At 72.7% G+C, this 15,846-nt stretch carries 15 protein-coding genes; 3 read left to right on the top strand and 12 right to left on the bottom strand.

Annotated elements, in window-relative coordinates:
• Positions 1 to 88 precede the first annotated feature (88 nt).
• The gene (locus ABT112_RS30045) at positions 89 to 535 is read left to right on the top strand and encodes a tyrosine-type recombinase/integrase (RefSeq protein WP_351514922.1); all 447 of its coding nucleotides are present in this window, start codon (positions 89 to 91) and stop codon (positions 533 to 535) included.
• Here the strand turns inward: ABT112_RS30045 and ABT112_RS30040 are convergent.
• Positions 483 to 1,919: a C39 family peptidase gene (locus ABT112_RS30040; RefSeq protein WP_351514920.1), complete on the bottom strand. Its 1,437-nt coding sequence runs from the start codon at positions 1,917 to 1,919 to the stop codon at positions 483 to 485. The genes ABT112_RS30045 and ABT112_RS30040 overlap by 53 nt on opposite strands.
• Before the next feature lie 270 nt (positions 1,920 to 2,189).
• Between ABT112_RS30040 and ABT112_RS30035 the strand changes: the two genes are divergently transcribed.
• Together ABT112_RS30035 and ABT112_RS30030 are read left to right on the top strand one after the other, a co-directional pair.
• Entirely contained in the window at positions 2,190 to 2,795 is a 606-nt protein-coding gene (locus tag ABT112_RS30035) for a uridine kinase family protein (protein ID WP_351514918.1), read from the top strand.
• 465 nt (positions 2,796 to 3,260) lie between these two features.
• Positions 3,261 to 5,150, top strand: a complete 1,890-nt coding sequence (locus ABT112_RS30030) for an AAA family ATPase (RefSeq protein WP_351514916.1) — start codon at positions 3,261 to 3,263, stop codon at positions 5,148 to 5,150.
• Between the two features lie 119 nt (positions 5,151 to 5,269).
• Here the strand turns inward: ABT112_RS30030 and ABT112_RS30025 are convergent, their stop codons facing one another.
• The 11 genes from ABT112_RS30025 to ribD all read right to left on the bottom strand — a co-directional run bounded on the left by ABT112_RS30025 (position 5,270) and on the right by ribD (position 15,788).
• A complete protein-coding gene (locus tag ABT112_RS30025; protein ID WP_351514914.1) occupies positions 5,270 to 6,487 on the bottom strand; it encodes a GDSL-type esterase/lipase family protein in 1,218 nt (405 codons plus the stop codon).
• A 326-nt stretch (positions 6,488 to 6,813) separates the two neighbouring features.
• Positions 6,814 to 7,989 (bottom strand): hemolysin family protein, encoded by a 1,176-nt coding sequence (locus ABT112_RS30020; RefSeq protein WP_351514912.1) that lies wholly within the window; start codon positions 7,987 to 7,989, stop codon positions 6,814 to 6,816.
• A complete protein-coding gene (locus tag ABT112_RS30015; protein ID WP_351514911.1) occupies positions 7,986 to 9,305 on the bottom strand; it encodes a hemolysin family protein in 1,320 nt (439 codons plus the stop codon). The genes ABT112_RS30020 and ABT112_RS30015 overlap by 4 nt, the downstream gene beginning before the upstream one ends.
• Positions 9,306 to 9,537: 232 nt before the next feature.
• Positions 9,538 to 10,002, bottom strand: a complete 465-nt coding sequence (locus ABT112_RS30010; RefSeq protein ID WP_351514909.1) for a PH domain-containing protein — start codon at positions 10,000 to 10,002, stop codon at positions 9,538 to 9,540.
• A gap of 126 nt (positions 10,003 to 10,128) precedes the next feature.
• On the bottom strand, positions 10,129 to 10,977 hold the full coding sequence (gene hisG, locus ABT112_RS30005; protein WP_351514907.1) for an ATP phosphoribosyltransferase: 849 nt from the start codon (positions 10,975 to 10,977) through the stop codon (positions 10,129 to 10,131).
• A gap of 97 nt (positions 10,978 to 11,074) precedes the next feature.
• On the bottom strand, positions 11,075 to 11,347 hold the full coding sequence (locus ABT112_RS30000) for a phosphoribosyl-ATP diphosphatase (protein ID WP_251418956.1): 273 nt from the start codon (positions 11,345 to 11,347) through the stop codon (positions 11,075 to 11,077).
• 67 nt (positions 11,348 to 11,414) lie between these two features.
• Positions 11,415 to 11,900, bottom strand: coding sequence for a 6,7-dimethyl-8-ribityllumazine synthase (gene ribH / locus ABT112_RS29995; protein ID WP_351514905.1), 486 nt, complete (start codon positions 11,898 to 11,900; stop codon positions 11,415 to 11,417).
• 163 nt (positions 11,901 to 12,063) lie between these two features.
• Entirely contained in the window at positions 12,064 to 13,371 is a 1,308-nt protein-coding gene (locus tag ABT112_RS29990) for a bifunctional 3,4-dihydroxy-2-butanone-4-phosphate synthase/GTP cyclohydrolase II (RefSeq protein ID WP_351514903.1), read from the bottom strand.
• Complete coding sequence (locus ABT112_RS29985; RefSeq protein WP_351514901.1) at positions 13,368 to 14,018, bottom strand: nicotinamide mononucleotide transporter family protein; 651 nt, start codon at positions 14,016 to 14,018, stop codon at positions 13,368 to 13,370. Before ABT112_RS29985 ends, ABT112_RS29990 begins: the two co-directional genes overlap by 4 nt.
• Positions 14,015 to 14,686, bottom strand: coding sequence for a riboflavin synthase (locus ABT112_RS29980; RefSeq protein ID WP_351514899.1), 672 nt, complete (start codon positions 14,684 to 14,686; stop codon positions 14,015 to 14,017). Before ABT112_RS29980 ends, ABT112_RS29985 begins: the two co-directional genes overlap by 4 nt.
• A 1-nt stretch (position 14,687) precedes the next feature.
• A complete protein-coding gene (gene ribD, locus ABT112_RS29975) occupies positions 14,688 to 15,788 on the bottom strand; it encodes a bifunctional diaminohydroxyphosphoribosylaminopyrimidine deaminase/5-amino-6-(5-phosphoribosylamino)uracil reductase RibD (RefSeq protein WP_502975486.1) in 1,101 nt (366 codons plus the stop codon).
• Positions 15,789 to 15,846 lie beyond the last annotated feature (58 nt).

Raw genomic sequence — 15,846 nt, 5'->3', positions numbered from 1 at the left:
TGGAACACGCACGCCAGTCCACCGGCCAACGCCAACTCCCCTCCGACGTCCGCCTACTGGTCGCCCACCAGGGCCCGCACCGCGTTGAATGACGGCGGGTAGGCGGCCACCAGCAGGACTCGGTCCTGTGTCGACGGCAAGTTGTGCGCATCAAGAATTCGTCGGGCAAGTACGTCGCTCTCTACGCACCCTTGAAACACTGCCTATCCGGAATCAAGTCGGAGGGATGATCTATCCGGACCTCTTTCGTAAGTCCTGGAAGCGAGCCCTCAATCGCCTCGGGCTTCCCAACTACAATCCACACGACCTGCGACACAAGTGGGCCACCGTGACCCTGAGCAACAGCGTGTCCATTCACGAAGTGTCGCGGTGGATGGGCCACAGCTCGATCAAGATCACGGTGGACCGTTACGGCCACCTGACCCTCGACGGGAGTGAACGCTGCCGTCAGGTCATCGAGGCCACCCTCGGGCAGCACATGCTCAGCGGATTCCCAACTCAGCGAGTACCCGCTGCTGAGCCGGTGCCGGCTTAGCCGGGAAGTAGAGGTAACAGACCCCTCCCGAACCGCTCCTGACCTGGCCGTTCGCGTTGTACCGCTTGGTCCTCAACCAGATATTTTCGAACTCTCGCCGCTTGTACACCCGCCGCACGTCGTCGTTGTTGCTGCCGGCCGGGTCGTGGGCGATCACATCGCCCGCTGCCGTGAAGCCGGCCAGGCACATCAGGTGGCCCGCCGTGCCGTAGCCCGCTCCGTCCAGCTCCTCCTTGAGGAAGGACTGGGAGGTGATGACGGGGATGCCCGCGCCGATCAGCTTCTCCACGTCGCCGAGGGAGCCGAGCCGGGTGACGACACCCTGCATGTCGCGGTAGGTGGCGGCGTAGGCGGCGTTGAAGGGCCAGTTGCCGCAGCCCGCGTACTGGTAGTCGAAGGCGTACCGGGCAGCGTGGCAGACCTGCGGGTCCGCGTACTCGGGCTCGACCCAGGCGAGGTCGTCCTTGGTCGGCTTGCGGCCCCAGTACTCGATGACCATCTGCGAGGAGGTCGGGCTGCACCAGGCCTCGCCGCCGTTGTCGTACTCCGGGTACTGCCCGACGTGGATGTTCTGGGAGTAGCGCGGGAGCCTCAGCTCCTTCCCCGCGCCCTGCCCCGGCGTGGAGGCGGGCACGGTGAAGCGGTCGGGGATGTCGGACGCCATCGCGCCGAGCCGCCAGACCTTCGGCGTGCTGCCGGTGCCGGGCTTGCGGTAGAGGGTGAGCCGCAGCCGGTACGAGGCGATGCGCAGGCTGCTCGCGGTGTCGTCGATCGACAGGGTGTCGGTCCAGACCGTGCTCCTGCCGTCGGTCTGGTCGTCCACCGAGGTGCGCCGGATGTCCCCGTCACCGGCGGCCCAGCGGCCGATGACGTACCAGGGGGTGTTCTTGCCGTCGGTGTAGGTGCCGCGCAGTTCGACCAGGATCCAGGTGCCGGCGGGGGTGTGGGCGTTCCAGGAGGCGACGAGTTCGCTCGCCGGGGTGGTGAGCCTGCGGGCCGGGCCGGTCCAGGTGGCGTAATCCCAGGTGGCCTTCTTGCCGGTGTGCGGATCCGTGTACTCCGTCCGCCCGGCCGGGGTGCCGATGACGACGCCGTGCCGGGACCCGGCCACGGCGCGGGTGCCCTTGGCGGTGCCGGACCGCCAGTCGGTGTACGTGGTCCAGCCGTGGTAGTCCACCCGGGCCACCCCCTTTCCCGCAGCGGTTGCCGGGCCGGCGGCGTCCGGGCGGGAGCCGGCGCCGGTGGCCGCGGCGGTGTCGGTCGCGGTGTCGGTCGCGGTGCCGCGCGGGGCGGTGGGAGTGGCGAGCGCCGGGTGGGCGGCCCCGGCGGCGGCGGCCGCCAGTGCGGCGGTCAGCAGGGTGCGGCGGGAAGTGGGTCTGGTCATGGCGGGAGGACCCCCAGTCGTCATCCGGTGGGCTACAGGTGCACGACAGCTGTTCAACTATCGCCGCTTCCGACAGGCTTCGGCCAGAGGACGGGGGCGCGTCGCCGCCCCCGTACGAGTGGAGATCCGCCGCGTCCGCCGGGGAGATCGGCCGCGTCCGCCGGGGAGATCGGCCGCGTCCGCCGGGGAGATCGGCCGCGTCCGCCGGGGAGGCCCGGCGGGGCCCGGGGCCCGCCGGGGTGGGGCGGACAGGCCCGTAGGGTGAGCCGTGTGGACCATCCCCTGCCAGGAGCCCCCGGCCGGCTCGACGCCCCCGCGGCCCGGCTGCGTGCGCTGCCCCCGTCCTGCGGGCCGGTGCGGCTGATCGCGGTCGACGGCCACGCCGGTTCCGGCAAGAGCACCTTCGCCGGCCGGCTCGCGGCGGCGCTCGGGGGCGCACCGGTGGTGCGGCTGGACGATCTGGCGACCCATGAGGAGCTGTTCGCCTGGACGGACCGGGTGCGTGAGCAGATCCTCGCGCCGCTGTCCGACGGGGTCACCGCGCGGTACGGCGTCTACGACTGGGTGCTGCGGCGGTTCACCCGTGAGGAGGACATCGCGCCGGCGCCGGTGGTGCTCCTCGAAGGAGTGGGGGCCGGGCGCCGGGCGCTGCGGCCGTACCTGGCGTGCCTGCTGTGGATGGAGGTGCCCGAACACACCTCCTGGGAACGCGGCAGGCTGCGGGACGGCCCGGAGCTGTCGGCCTTCTGGGACGGCTGGGTCCGGGCGGAGCGGCAGCATTTCTCCGCCGATCCGTCGCGGCCGTACGCCGATCTTCTGGTACGTCAGGGGGCGGAGGGGTACGTGGTACGGACGGGGCCCGCTGTGACCGCATGAACGGTTCACTCCCTCACCCTCCGTAGCCACCTGGCCGTCGCTCGGCCGGGCGGACACGGGAGATCTCCGGGCAACTGCCTCAACTCGGCTTGACCCGGGGGCCGTACAGGTCTTACGTTTTCAACGTGCGGCTTCTTCGGAAGCCCCCACAGACGCGAAGCCCCCGGTTGTTCCCCCGTGACCGGGGGCTTCGTTCTGCCCCGGCCCGGACAGGAACGTCATTTCGGGCACTCCACCGACACCTCCCCTCACCCAGGGTCACCACCCGGCGCACACCCCCCACCCGCCGGGCACCCCTCCGCTTCCGCTCCGGTACGCGCGCCACTCTTCGGCCGACGGCGATACCGCAGGTACGATGCGGACGGGAGATGCGACAACTCCCGTCCACAGTGCGGCGGTTCGGCACGTCAGCCGCCCGGCAGACGCCCGGCGGCACACCACGGGGGCACGGTTGTGGGGGGCCTGATGGACTTCGGCATGCAGCAGGGCTCCAACGCCCCGGCCGACCTCGCCTGGCTGCGCGCCGTCGACGCCTACACGATGGGGGCGTACGCACAGGCCGAGGAGGAGTTCCGGGCGGCGGTGCGGATCGACCCGGGGATGGCCGACGCCTGGCTGGGCCTGCACGCCCTGCGGGTCGACACGACCAACGCGCTGCTGCGGATGCACCTCCACCGGGACCGCTTCGGCGAGCAGCGCTCCCGCCACCGGCGGACGCTCAACTCCTGGTACTGGCTGGGCTGGTGGGTGCAGCCGGTGCTGGAGACCCCGCGCGATCTGCTGCTGGCGCACGCCTCCCACTGGCTGGACGGCCGGCACGTCGCGGAGCTGGACGGGGCGCTGGCCGGCTGCCCGCCGGTGGACACCGACCGCCAGGTGCGCTTCCTGCACGCCTGCCGCGCCTACCTGGTCAAGGACTGGGAACAGCTCGTACGGCACACCCAGCCGCTGCTCGACGACCCGGTGCTGGGGATCGAGGCGGGGCTGTTCGGCGGCATGGCGCGGGTGCGGCTGGAGATGTACGGGCAGGCCGAGCCGTTGCTGTCGGCGGCGCTGATGCGGTGCCGCAGCGAACAGCCGCAGCGCAAGGAGCTGCGGTACTGGCTGGCCCGCGCGCACGAGGGGACGGGCCGCAGCGCCGCGGCGCTGCCGCTCTACCGGGCCGTGCACCGGGTCGACCCGGCGTTCATGGACACCGCGGCCCGGCTCGCCGCGATCTCCGAGGGCGACGGTCTGGACGAGGCCGGGGACCTCGCCGCGGTCTCGCTCGCCGGCATCGGCCAGGACGTGCTCGACGCGACGACCGACCCGGATCTGCTGATCCCGGACAGCCCCGCCGACGGCCGCGATCTGTCCACCACCCCGGACGCCGACGACCTGATCCCCGGGATGGCGCCGGTGGACGCCGACGGTGTCCGCGAGAAGGCGATCCTGCCGGTCCAGCCGAAGCCGGGCCGGCTCCCCACTGGCCCGCCCGACCCCGTACTGCTCCAGCAGGCGCTGGAGCAACTGGAGCGGATGGTGGGTCTGGAGCCGGTGAAACGCCAGGTCCGGGCGCTGTCGGCGCAGCTCCACATGGCCCGGCTGCGGGCCGGTCAGGGTCTGCCCGTGCAGCCGCCGAAGCGGCACTTCGTGTTCTCCGGCCCGTCCGGGACGGGGAAGACCACGGTCGCGCGCATCCTCGGCCGGGTCTTCTACGCGCTGGGGCTGCTCGGCGGCGACCATCTGGTGGAGGCCCAACGGGCCGATCTCGTCGGCGAGTTCCTCGGCCAGACGGCCGTCAAGGCCAATGAGCTGATCGACTCGGCGCTGGGCGGCGTGCTCTTCGTCGACGAGGCGTACAGCCTCTCCAACACCGGCTACAGCAAGGGTGACGCCTACGGCGACGAGGCCTTACAGGTCCTCCTCAAGCGGGCCGAGGACAACCGCGACCGCCTGGTGGTCATACTCGCGGGCTACCCGGAGGGCATGGACCGTCTGCTGACCACCAACCCGGGGCTGGGCTCCCGGTTCACCACCCGGGTCGACTTCCCCAGCTACCGGCCGCTGGAGCTGACCCGGATCGGCGAGGTCCTGGCCGCCGAGAACGGCGACTGCTGGGACGAGGAAGCCGTCGAGGAACTGCGCAGCATCAGCGGACACGTGGTCGACCAGGGCTGGATCGACGAGCTGGGCAACGGCCGCTTCCTGCGCACGCTGTACGAGAAGAGCTGCGCCTACCGGGATCTGCGGCTGTCCGGCTACAGCGGCACGCCGACCCGCGAGGATCTGGCCACGCTCCGGCTGCCGGACCTGATGCAGGCGTACGGGGAGGTGCTGTCGGGCCGCGGTCCGACGGGATTCGGGCCGCCGTAAGGCACCACCGGCGCGGCCGGCACACCCCTGGAACCCGGCGTCCGCATCCGGCCCGCATCCGGCCCGCACCCGGCGCCTTCACCGGGCGGCGCCGGACCCGGTGCCGGTGGTGGTGCGCCTCAGGCCCGGGTACCGGCGAACGCGCCACCGGCGCCGAAGGCCAGCGCGGCGAAGTGCTCACCGATACGGCGGTGGGCGGCGGCGTCCGGGTGGATCCCGTCCGGCAGCGGCAGTTCGGCGAAGTCGGCGTCGCCGTAGAGGTCCCGGCCGTCGAGGTGGTGCAGGTTCGGGTCGTCGGCGGCCCGCTGCTTCACGATGCGGGCGAGCTCGTCCCGGATGGCGGTGAGCGTCAGCTTCCCGGCGGCGCGTTCCGCGGGGTCACCCGCCGCGGCGAACCGGAGCCTGCCCTCGCCGAGTTCGCTGAGATCCATGGCGCTGGGGCCGGGGGTGTCCTCGTGAATCGGGCACAGCACGGGCGAGACGACCAGCAGCGGAGTGGTGGGATGCCCGTCGCGGATGGTGTCGAGGAAGCCGTGGACCGCGGGCGTGAAGGCGCGCAGCCGCATCAGATCGTGGTTGACCAGGTTGATGCCGATCTTGATGCTGATCAGGTCGGCGGGGGTGTCCCGCAGAGCTCGGGCGGTGAACGGGTCGAGGAGGGCGTTTCCGCCCAGGCCGAGGTTGATCAGCTCCACACCGCCGAGCGAGGCGGCCAGCGCGGGCCAGGTCGTGGTGGGGCTCGCGGCATCGGAACCGTGACTGATCGAACTGCCGTGGTGCAGCCAGACGCTGCGGCCGTGGTCCGGCACGGCTTCGACGGGGGCGTCGGTGCGCAGCGCGACCAGTTCGGTGATCTCGTTGTGGGGCAGCCAGATCTCGACGAGCTTCATCCCGTCGGGCAGCTCGGGGAAGCGGACGGTGCCGACCGGACCGGGCCGCTTCTCGGCTCCGGTCGCCATGTCCAGCAGCAGAACGTTGCCTCCGGTGGTGCCGGCCTGCCCGGCCGGGCTGCCGTCGACGAGCAGGTCGTACACACCGTCCGGGCGGTCCGGGGCACCCTGGTACGCCAGTTTGGTGCGGAGGGTGTCCAGCTCGACCGCGGTGGCCCGGGTGCGGAAGACCAGCCGGACGCCGGAGGGCTGGGACTCCGCGATGGCCAGCTGACCGTCACCGCACTGGGCGCGGGCCCGGGCGGGCAGCCGGTGCGGCAGCACCCCGTGCTCGGTCCGCTCCAGTTCGAGCGCACCCCGCAGGAGGTCCGCGGTGACGGGCGTGGTGGTCCAGTCCGTGGTCCCGGGGGACGCGGAGCGGTCGGCGGAGGCATACGGATCGTTCATGGTCCCAGGCTGTCAACCGGGTACCGGATCCGCACCCGCTTTTCGGCCCACCGCGCCGCGGCCGGGGGGCCGTTCGCCGACGGAAACTGTTCGCCGACAGCAGCCGTTCGCCGGCGGGCGGGCGGTGGCGCCGAGCGGCACCGCATTGCCGGGGGCGCGATGCCGGGGCCTCGATGCCGGGGGCGCGGTGCCGTTCCGCTCCCCGGCCCGGTGCACCGCGCTGACGGGCATCCGCGGCATCGTCGTCCCGCCCGGCCCACCGCACCGCGGACAGGACGCCAGGGAGCTCCGGTGCCCGGCCGGACGCCGGGCACCGGACGGCACGGTCAGCTCGCCATCGCCCCTTGCTCGCTGGGCCGCTGGTCGCCGGGCAGTTTCCCGCCCGACACCTGCTCCGGCCGCGGCGCCGTGCGCTGCCCGTCCACCGTCTCCGGCGTGTTCGCGCCCTGCGGGCGGGCCGGCGCCGGCCGGCTGCCGCGGTGCGCGGGGTCCCGGACCTCGCCGACGAGCATTTCCAGCACGTCCTCCAGGGCGACGAGCCCCAGTACCCGGCCGGTGGCGTCGGCCACCTGCGCGAGGTGGGTGGCCGCCCGGCGCATCACGGTCAGGGCGTCGTCCAGCGGGAGTTCGGCCCGGAGCGTGGTCATCGGCCGCCAGACGCGCTGCGGCACCGCCCGGTCGTTCTCCTCCAGCTCCAGAACGTCCTTCACATGCACATAGCCCATGAAGGCGCCGCCGGGGGCGACCACCGGGAAGCGCGAGTAGCCGGTGCGCACGGTCAGTTCCTCGACGCTCCGCGGGGTCGCCGACGGGTCCACGGTGACGAGCGCGGCACGGTCGAGCAGCACCTCGGTGACCGGGCGGCTGCCCAGCTCCAGGGCGTCGGAGAGCCGCTCCTGCTCCCCCGGGCCGAGCAGCCCCGCCTGCCGGGAGTCCTCCAGCAGGTGGCCGAGCTGCTCGCTGGTGAACACCGCCTCCACCTCGTCCTTGGGCTCGACCCGGAAGACCCGGAGGACGGCCCGGGCGCACGCGCCGAAGAACGCGGTGACCGGACGGCAGAGCCGGGCGAAGGCCACCAGGGCCGGGGCCAGCCACAGCGCGGTCTTCTCGGGGGCCGCCATGGCGAGGTTCTTCGGCACCATCTCGCCGATGACGAGATGGAGGAAGACCACCACGGCGAGCGCGATGGCGTAACCGAGCGGGTGGATCATCCCCTCGGGGAGGTGCACGGCGTGGAACACCGGCTCCAGCAGGTGCGCCACGGTCGGCTCGGCGACCGCGCCGAGCGTCAGCGAACAGACGGTGATGCCGAACTGGGCGGCCGCCATCATCTGGGGCAGGCTCTCCAGCCCCTCGATGACGGTACGGGCGCGGGCGGAGCCCTCCGCGGCGAGCGGGTCGATCTGGCTCCGCCGGACGGAGACCAGGGCGAACTCGGCACCCACGAAGAAGCCGTTGGCCAGCACGAGCAGCAGTGCGAAGAGAAGTTGCAGCAGACTCATCGCCGGTCCGCCTTCCCGCTGTCCTGCCGGACGATACGGACCCGCTCGGCGCGGTGGTGCTCGACCATCCGCACCCGCAGCCGCCAGCCGGGCAGCTCGGCGGTGTCGCCCGGGGCGGGAATCCGGCCCAGCAGATCGGCGACCAGGCCGGCCACCGTCTCGTACGGCCCCTCGGGCACCTCCAGGCCGATCCGGCGGAGGGTGTCGACCCGGCAGCTGCCGTCGGCGTCCCAGGTGGCGTCCTCGGACGGGACGGCGGCGAGTTCGGGGAGGCCGTCCCCGTCGTGCTCGTCGCGGACCTCGCCGACGAGCTCCTCGACGATGTCCTCCAGCGTGACGACGCCGGCGGTGCCGCCGTACTCGTCGACGACCACGGCTATCGGCTGCTCGCTGCGGAGCTGCTCCAGTAGCGGCTGCACCGGCAGGGTCTCCGGGACGAGCAGCGGGGCGACCGCGATGCGCCCGACGGGGGTGCGCAGCCGCTCGTGGGCGGGGACGGCGAGGGCGTTCTTGAGGTGGACCATGCCGACGACCTCGTCGAGGCGTTCCCGGTAGACGGGGAAGCGGGAGAGGCCGGTGGCCCGGGTGAGGTTGAGGACGTCCTCGGCGGTGGCCGAGGACTGCAGGGCGCTGACCCGCACCCGCGGGGTCATCACGTGCTGCGCGGTGAGCTCGCCGAGGGAGAGGGTGCGCACGAACAGATCGGCGGTGTCCTGCTCCAGGGCTCCGGCCTGCGCGGAGTGCCGGGCGAGGGAGACGAGTTCGTCGGGGGTGCGGGCGGAGGCCAGCTCCTCGGTCGGCTCGACGCCCAGCAGCCGGACCAGCCGGTTGGCGACGGTGTTGAGCAGCGCGATGACCGGCCGGAAGAAGCGGGAGAAGGCGTGCTGCGGGCCGGCCACGAACCGGGCCACCTGGAGCGGCCGGGAGACCGCCCAGTTCTTGGGCACCAGTTCGCCGACGACCATCTGGACCGCGGACACGGTCAGCATGCCGACGACCACGGCGACACCGGGAACGGCGCCCTCGGGGAGGCCGGTGGCGGCGAACGGACCGGCGAGGAGGTCCGCGAGGGCCGGTTCGGCCAGCATGCCGACCACCAGCGAGGTGATGGTGATGCCGAGCTGGGTGCCGGAGAGCTGGAAGGAGAGCTCGCGCAGGGCCGTCACCACGGTGCGGGCTCGGCGGTCGCCTTCGGCGGCGGCGCGCTCGGCCTCGGGCCGTTCCACGGTGACGAGTCCGAATTCGGCGGCGACGAAGAAACCGTTGGCCAGAATCAGGACAAATGCCGCAATGAGCAGCAGAAGAGGGAGGGTCATGCCGCCGCCTCCATCGGAGGGGCGGCGCAGGTACTACAGGACGATCCGTCCATCGCCGGGGGGTTTCACTCCTCGGTTAGCAGGTGGCCCCGCGGCCCGCATATTCGCGCGGCACGGTCGGTGCGGGGCGGGGCGCCCATCGCGCCGCCAGAAGACAGAGTAATCATTGGGAATTCGCCTGCGAAGGCGCCCGGGCGCGGGCCGGTCCGCTCAACGACCGCCCGCGCCGGGTTCAGGCCGCGTCCTGCCCGGTGCCGTACGCCTCGGTCAACGCCCGCAGCGTGCGGGCGTCGCCGATGGCCTGGGCCTTGGCGATGCCGGGCTGGATGCCCATCGCGGGCAGGCTGGTGCCGTCCGCCAGGTCCAGGTGGACCCAGGGGTCGCCGGGCCGGAGGTTGACCCGCAGCACCTCCGCCCACGCCAGACGGCGGGTGGTGGTGAGATTCACGACGGTCACCCCGTCGGGCGCGGCGACCACCTTGGGACGGCTGAGCAGCAGGAGCACCAGGAAGAAGAACAGCCCGGTGATCATGAAGACGGACCGCTCCCCCGCCGTCAGCGCGGGAAGGAGCAGGGCGACGACGACGAGCACCACGAAGAGTGCCGCGCCCACGGTGAGCAGGACCACCCGGGTGCGGGTGGGCCGGAACGTGACGGGCAGCACAGGGAGCTCGGGCAGGGGCGCGGGCGCGGACACAGGGGCGGTCTTTCTCGTGCGGCGGAGACGGCGGTGCGGGGGCGGAAGCCTCCGAGGCGGGCAGCCACCTCGGAGGCAAGCGGACATCTCAGAGGCAAGCGGACGTCTCGGAGGCGGGCGGACGTCTCAGAGGCGGCAGGCGTGGATGCCGGTGGTGAGAATCGCCCGGGCACCGAGCTCGTAGAGCTCGTCCATGACCCGCTGGGCGTCCTTGGACGGGACCATGGAGCGGACGGCCACCCAGCCCTCGTGGTGCAGCGGGGAGACGGTGGGCGATTCGAGCCCGGGGGTGAGGGCCACGGCCCGCTCCACGTGCTCGACGCGGATGTCGTAGTCCATCATCACGTAGCGGCGGGCGACCAGGACGCCCTGCATGCGGCGGAGGAACTGCTGGATCTTCGGGTCGTCGAGCGGGGCGCCGGTGCGCCGGATGACGACGGCCTCGGAGTGCAGGATCGGCTCGCCGATGATCTCCAGTCCGGCGTTGCGCAGCGTGGTGCCGGTCTCCACGACGTCCGCGATGATCTCGGCGACGCCGAGCTGGATGGCGGTCTCGACCGCACCGTCGAGGCGGACGACGGAGGCGTCGACGCCGTTCTCGGCGAGGTGCTGGGTGACCAGCCCGGAGAAGGAGGTGGCGACGGTCATGCCGCCGAAGTCGGAGACGTCCTTGGCCGTGCCCGGGCGGGTCGCGTAGCGGAAGGTGGAACCGGCGAAGCCGAGCTGGAGGATCTCCTCGGCGTCCGCGCCGGAGTCCAGCAGCAGGTCGCGGCCGGTGATGCCGATGTCGAGCCGGCCGGAGCCGACGTAGACGGCGATGTCCCGGGGGCGGAGGAAGAAGAACTCCACGCCGTTGTCGGCGTCCACCAGGACCAGCTCCCGGCGGTCCTTGCGCTGCTTGTAGCCGGCCTCATGGAGCATCGCCGACGCAGGCTCGGACAGTGAACCCTTGTTGGGGACGGCGATGCGCAGCATGGAGCGGTTTCCTTCACGTTCGGGGGTGGTGCCTGGTGGTGTCGCGGTGGGAAGCGGCACGAGGGGAAGGGCCGGACGCCCCTCCCCCCGTCGCTGCTCAGAGATGAGCGTATACGTCGTCGAGGGAGATGCCCCGGGCGACCATCATCACCTGAAGGTGGTAGAGGAGTTGGGAGATCTCCTCCGCGGTGCGGTCATCGCCCTCGTGCTCGGCGGCCATCCACACCTCGGCGGCCTCCTCGACCACTTTCTTGCCGATGGTGTGCACGCCCGCGGCCACGAGCTCCGCGGTACGGGAGGTGCTGGGGTCGCCGGTGGCGGCCTTGTGCTGGAGCTCGGCGAAGAGCTCCTCGAATGTCTTGTTCGCCATGGTGCCTTCAATTTACCGGGTCGGGTCCGGGCGCCGGGCAGCGCCCGCCGCCTGTGCGGTGCGGCGGTCAGCGCCAGGGCTCGGCGACGGTGCGCAGAGTGGTGGCGGTGGCGACGGCCGCGGTGACCGCTTCGTGCCCCTTGTCCTCGTTCGACCCCTGCAGACCGGCGCGGTCCAGGGCCTGGGCCTCGTCGTCGCAGGTCAGGACGCCGAAGCCGATGGGGACACCGGTGTCGACGGAGACCTGGGTGAGGCCCTGGGTGACGCCCTGGCACACGTAGTCGAAGTGCGGGGTGCCGCCGCGGATGACCACCCCGAGCGCGACGATCGCGTCGTAGCCGCGGTCCGCGAGGACCTTGGCGACCACCGGCAGCTCGAAGCTGCCGGGCACGCGCAGCAGGGTCGGCTCGTCGATGCCCAGCTCGTGCAGGGCGCGCAGCGCGCCGTCGACGAGGCCGTCCATCACCTTCTCGTGCCACTGCGCCGCGATCACGGCCACACGCAGGTCGCCGCAGTTCTTCACGGACAGTTCGGGGGCGCCCTTACCGCTCACGTCTCTCCTCGGTGCTGATGTCCGGTGCTGTACCGGAGTCGGTCCGGTGCCGTACCGGAGTCTTCTCGTGCGGGTGTTGCTTCTCGTGCGGGGTGCTGCGTTCTCGTGCGGGTGTTGCGATCTCGTGCGGGTACCGCGTCGTCGTGCGGGGTACCGCGGTGTGTCACTGGTTGCCGCAGGTGGGGGACGGGGGTCCGCCCAGCGGAGCGAGGGAGGCGCCCTCCTCCAGCCACGGCAGTTCGTGTCCCATCCGGTCCCGCTTGGTGCGCAGGTACCGGAGGTTGTGCTCGCCCGCCTGGACGGGCATCGGCTCACGGCCGGTGACCCGGAGGCCGTGCCGGACGAGGGCCGAGCTCTTCTCGGGGTTGTTGGTCATCAGCCGGACGCTGCGCACGCCCAGGTCGGCGAGGATCTGCGCGCCGGCGGCGTAGTCCCGGGCGTCGGCCGGGAGCCCGAGTTCGAGGTTGGCGTCGAGGGTGTCGCGGCCGCGCTCCTGGAGTTCGTAGGCACGGAGCTTGGACAGCAGTCCGATGCCGCGGCCCTCGTGCCCGCGGAGGTAGATCACCACACCGCGGCCCTCGTCGGTGATCCGGCCCAGCGAGGCGTGCAGCTGCGGGCCGCAGTCGCAGCGCAGCGAGTGGAAGACGTCCCCGGTGAGGCACTCGGAGTGCACCCGGACCAGGACGTCCTCCCCGTCGCCGAGGTCGCCCTGGACGAGGGCGATGTGCTCCACCCCGTCGACGGTGGAGCGGTAGCCCAGCGCCCGGAAGGTGCCGAAGGCGGTGGGGAGCCGGGTCTCCGCCTCGCGGCGGACGGTGGGCTCGGCCGAGCGGCGGTAGGCGATCAGGTCCTCGATGGAGATGATCGCCAGACCGTGCTTGCGGGCGAAGGGGACCAGTTCGGGCAGCCGCATCATGGTGCCGTCCTCGGCCGCTATCTCGACGATCGCGGCGGCCGGGCGCAGGCCGGCGAGCCGGGCGAGGTCGACGCCGGCCTCGGTGTGCCCGCTGCGGACGAGCACCCCGCCGGGCCGGGCGCGGAGCGGGAAGATGTGGCCGGGGCGGACGAAGTCGTCCGTGGTGGCCGCGCCGTCGGCGAGCAGCCGCAGGGTGGCGGCCCGGTCGGCGGCGGAGATGCCGGTGGAGATGCCGTGGGCGGCGGTGGCGTCGACGGAGACGGTGAACGCGGTGCCCATCGACTCGGTGTTGGTCTCGACCATCTGGGGCAGGTCGAGGCGGTCCAGGTCCGGCCCCTCCATGGGGGCGCAGATCAGCCCGCGGCACTCGCTCATCATGAAGGCGACGATCTCGGGGGTCGCCTTCTCCGCGGCGACGACGAGGTCGCCCTCGTTCTCGCGGTCCTCGTCGTCCACGACGACGACCGGGCGCCCGGCGGCGATGTCGGCGATCGCCCGCTCGACGGGGTCGAGGGCCAGGTCCTCGCCGTCGTACCAGCTCTGCAGTGCGGTCATGCCGCTGCTCCTTCCAGGGCGGTGGCGCGGCTCGCGCGCGAGCGCAGCCACCAGTCGCGCATGCCCCACAGGACGAGCACGAGATAGACGACGTAGACCAGGCCGGAGAAGGCCAGTCCGCTGCTGAAGGCGAGGGGGACGCCCACCAGGTCGACCAGGACCCAGGCGAACCAGAACTCGACCAGGCCGCGGGCCTGGGCGACCATCGCCGCGAGGGTGCCGACGAAGATGTACGCGTCGGGCCAGGGGTTCCAGGACAGTTCGGGCAGGGCGGTGAAGAGGCCGCCGACGGCGAGGGTGCCCGCCAGGGTCCCGCCGAGGAGGACCAGCCGCTCGCGCCCGGTGGCGAACCGTACGGCGACCTCTCCGCCGTGGTCGCGCCGGCCGCGCCGCCACTGCGTCCAGCCCCAGGCGGCGACGCCGATGACCAGCAGCTGCTTGCCGACGCCGCCGCTGAGCTGGGCGGACGCGTAGGCCGCGACGAGGATCACGCCGGAGAGCAGCTGGGCGGGCCAGGTCCAGATGGAGCGGCGCCAGCCGAGGGCGAGGGCGGCCAGGCCGATGGTGTTGCCGATCATGTCGGACCAGATGACCTTCTGGTCGAAGGCCACGAAGGCCTGGCCGTTGAGCCAGTCGACGGCGCTCACCGCGCGGCCTCCGCGGTGAGCGCCGCAGCCGCTCCGGCGGTGCCGGCGCCCGCGCCGAGCAGCCGCTCGACGTACTTGGCGAGGACGTCCACCTCGAGGTTGACCGGGTCGCCCGGCTGCTTGATGCCGAGGGTGGTGAGGGCGAGCGTGGTGGGGATCAGGCTGACGGTGAAGAAGTCGCCGCCCGCGTCGACGACGGTGAGGCTGATGCCGTCGACGGTGATGGAGCCCTTCTCCACGACGTACCGCGCGAGGCCGTCCGGGAGCGAGATCTTGACGATCTCCCAGTTCTCGGCGGGCGTCCGCTCCAGGACGGTGCCCGTCCCGTCCACATGTCCCTGGACGAGGTGGCCGCCGAGCCGTCCGCCGAGCGCCATGGGCCGTTCGAGGTTGACCCGGGAGCCGGTGGTGAGCGCGCCGAGGCTGGACCGGTTCAGGGTCTCCGCCATCACATCGGCGGTGAACTCGCCGTCGGCGGTGTCGACGACGGTGAGGCAGACGCCGTTGACGGCGATCGAGTCGCCGTGCTTGGCGTCCTCGGTGACGACGGGGCCGCGCAGTCGGAAGCGAGCGGAGTGGGCGGCGGCGCCCTCGGCACCGTCCGGTGCGTCGCCGAGCAGCTCGACGGCGGTGACCTCACCCAGTTCTTCGACGATTCCGGTGAACACGTCAGTTCTCCTCGGGAGCGATGGCGGTGGCGGTGGGAACGGCGGTGATGCGCAGGTCGGGGCCGAGCCGGGCGGTCTCGGTGATGTCGAGCCGCAACGCCTGGGCGATGGTGCCGATTCCGGCGTCGGCGAGGACCGCTGGCCCGGCGCCGAGCAGGGCCGGAGCGAGGTAGCCGACGACCTGGTCGACGGCGTGCGCGGCGGTGAAGGCCCCGGCGAGGGTCGGCCCGCCCTCCAGCAGGACCGAGCGCACATCGCGCTCGTGGAGGGCGGCGAGCAGGGCGGGGATGCTCAGGCCCCGGCCGGCGGCCCGGGGCAGCCGGAGCACGGGGGCGAGTCCGTCGAGGTGCCCGGCGTCGGCGTCGTCGGCCACGGCGATCAGCGTGGGCGCCGTGCCGTCGAGCACCCGGGCGCCCGGTTTGACGGCGGTGGCATTGCTGTCGACGACGACCCGCAGCGGCTGGGTGATCCCGGAGTCCAGCAGTGCGGCGTCCCGGAGGCGGGCGCCGAGCTGCGGATCGTCGGCGCGCGCGGTGCCGGATCCGACGATCACGGCGTCGGCGTGGGCCCGCAGCCGGTGGACGTCGGCGCGGGACTCGGGCGAGGAGATCCAGCGGCTGGTGCCGTCCGCGGCGGCGACCCGGCCGTCGAGGGTGGCGGCGTACTTCCAGAGCACGAACGGCCGGCCGCGGCGCACGGAGGTCAGCCAGGCGAGGTTGCCCGCCTCGGCCTCCTCGGCGAGCAGCCCGGCCTCGGTGTCGACCCCGGCGGCGGCCAGTGTGGCGGCGCCGCCGGTGGCGGCCGGGTTGGGGTCGGCGACGGCGTACACGACCCGGGCGATCCCGGCGTCGAGGAGTGCCTGGGCGCACGGTCCGGTGCGGCCGGTGTGGTTGCAGGGCTCCAGGGTGACCAGCGCGGTGCCGCCACGGGCCCGCTCCCCGGCCTCGCGCAGCGCTTCGACCTCCGCGTGCGGGCCGCCGGCCCGCCGGTGCCAGCCCTCGCCCACGGTGCGTCCGGCGGCGTCCAGCACGACGCATCCGACGACGGGGTTGGGGCTGGTGGAGCCGAGTCCGCGGGCAGCGAGTGCGATGGCACGGCGCATCGCCGCGACTTCATCGGGGGCTGCGGTGGCCACCGGGTCCTCCTGCCTCTTCGGGCAC

Origin of the sequence: Streptomyces sp. NPDC002055 (genome assembly GCF_040296705.1) — a bacterium.
GTDB lineage: Bacteria > Actinomycetota > Actinomycetes > Streptomycetales > Streptomycetaceae > Streptomyces.
Note: the sequence above shows the minus strand (reverse complement) of the source record. Positions and strands in the feature narration are given on the sequence as shown.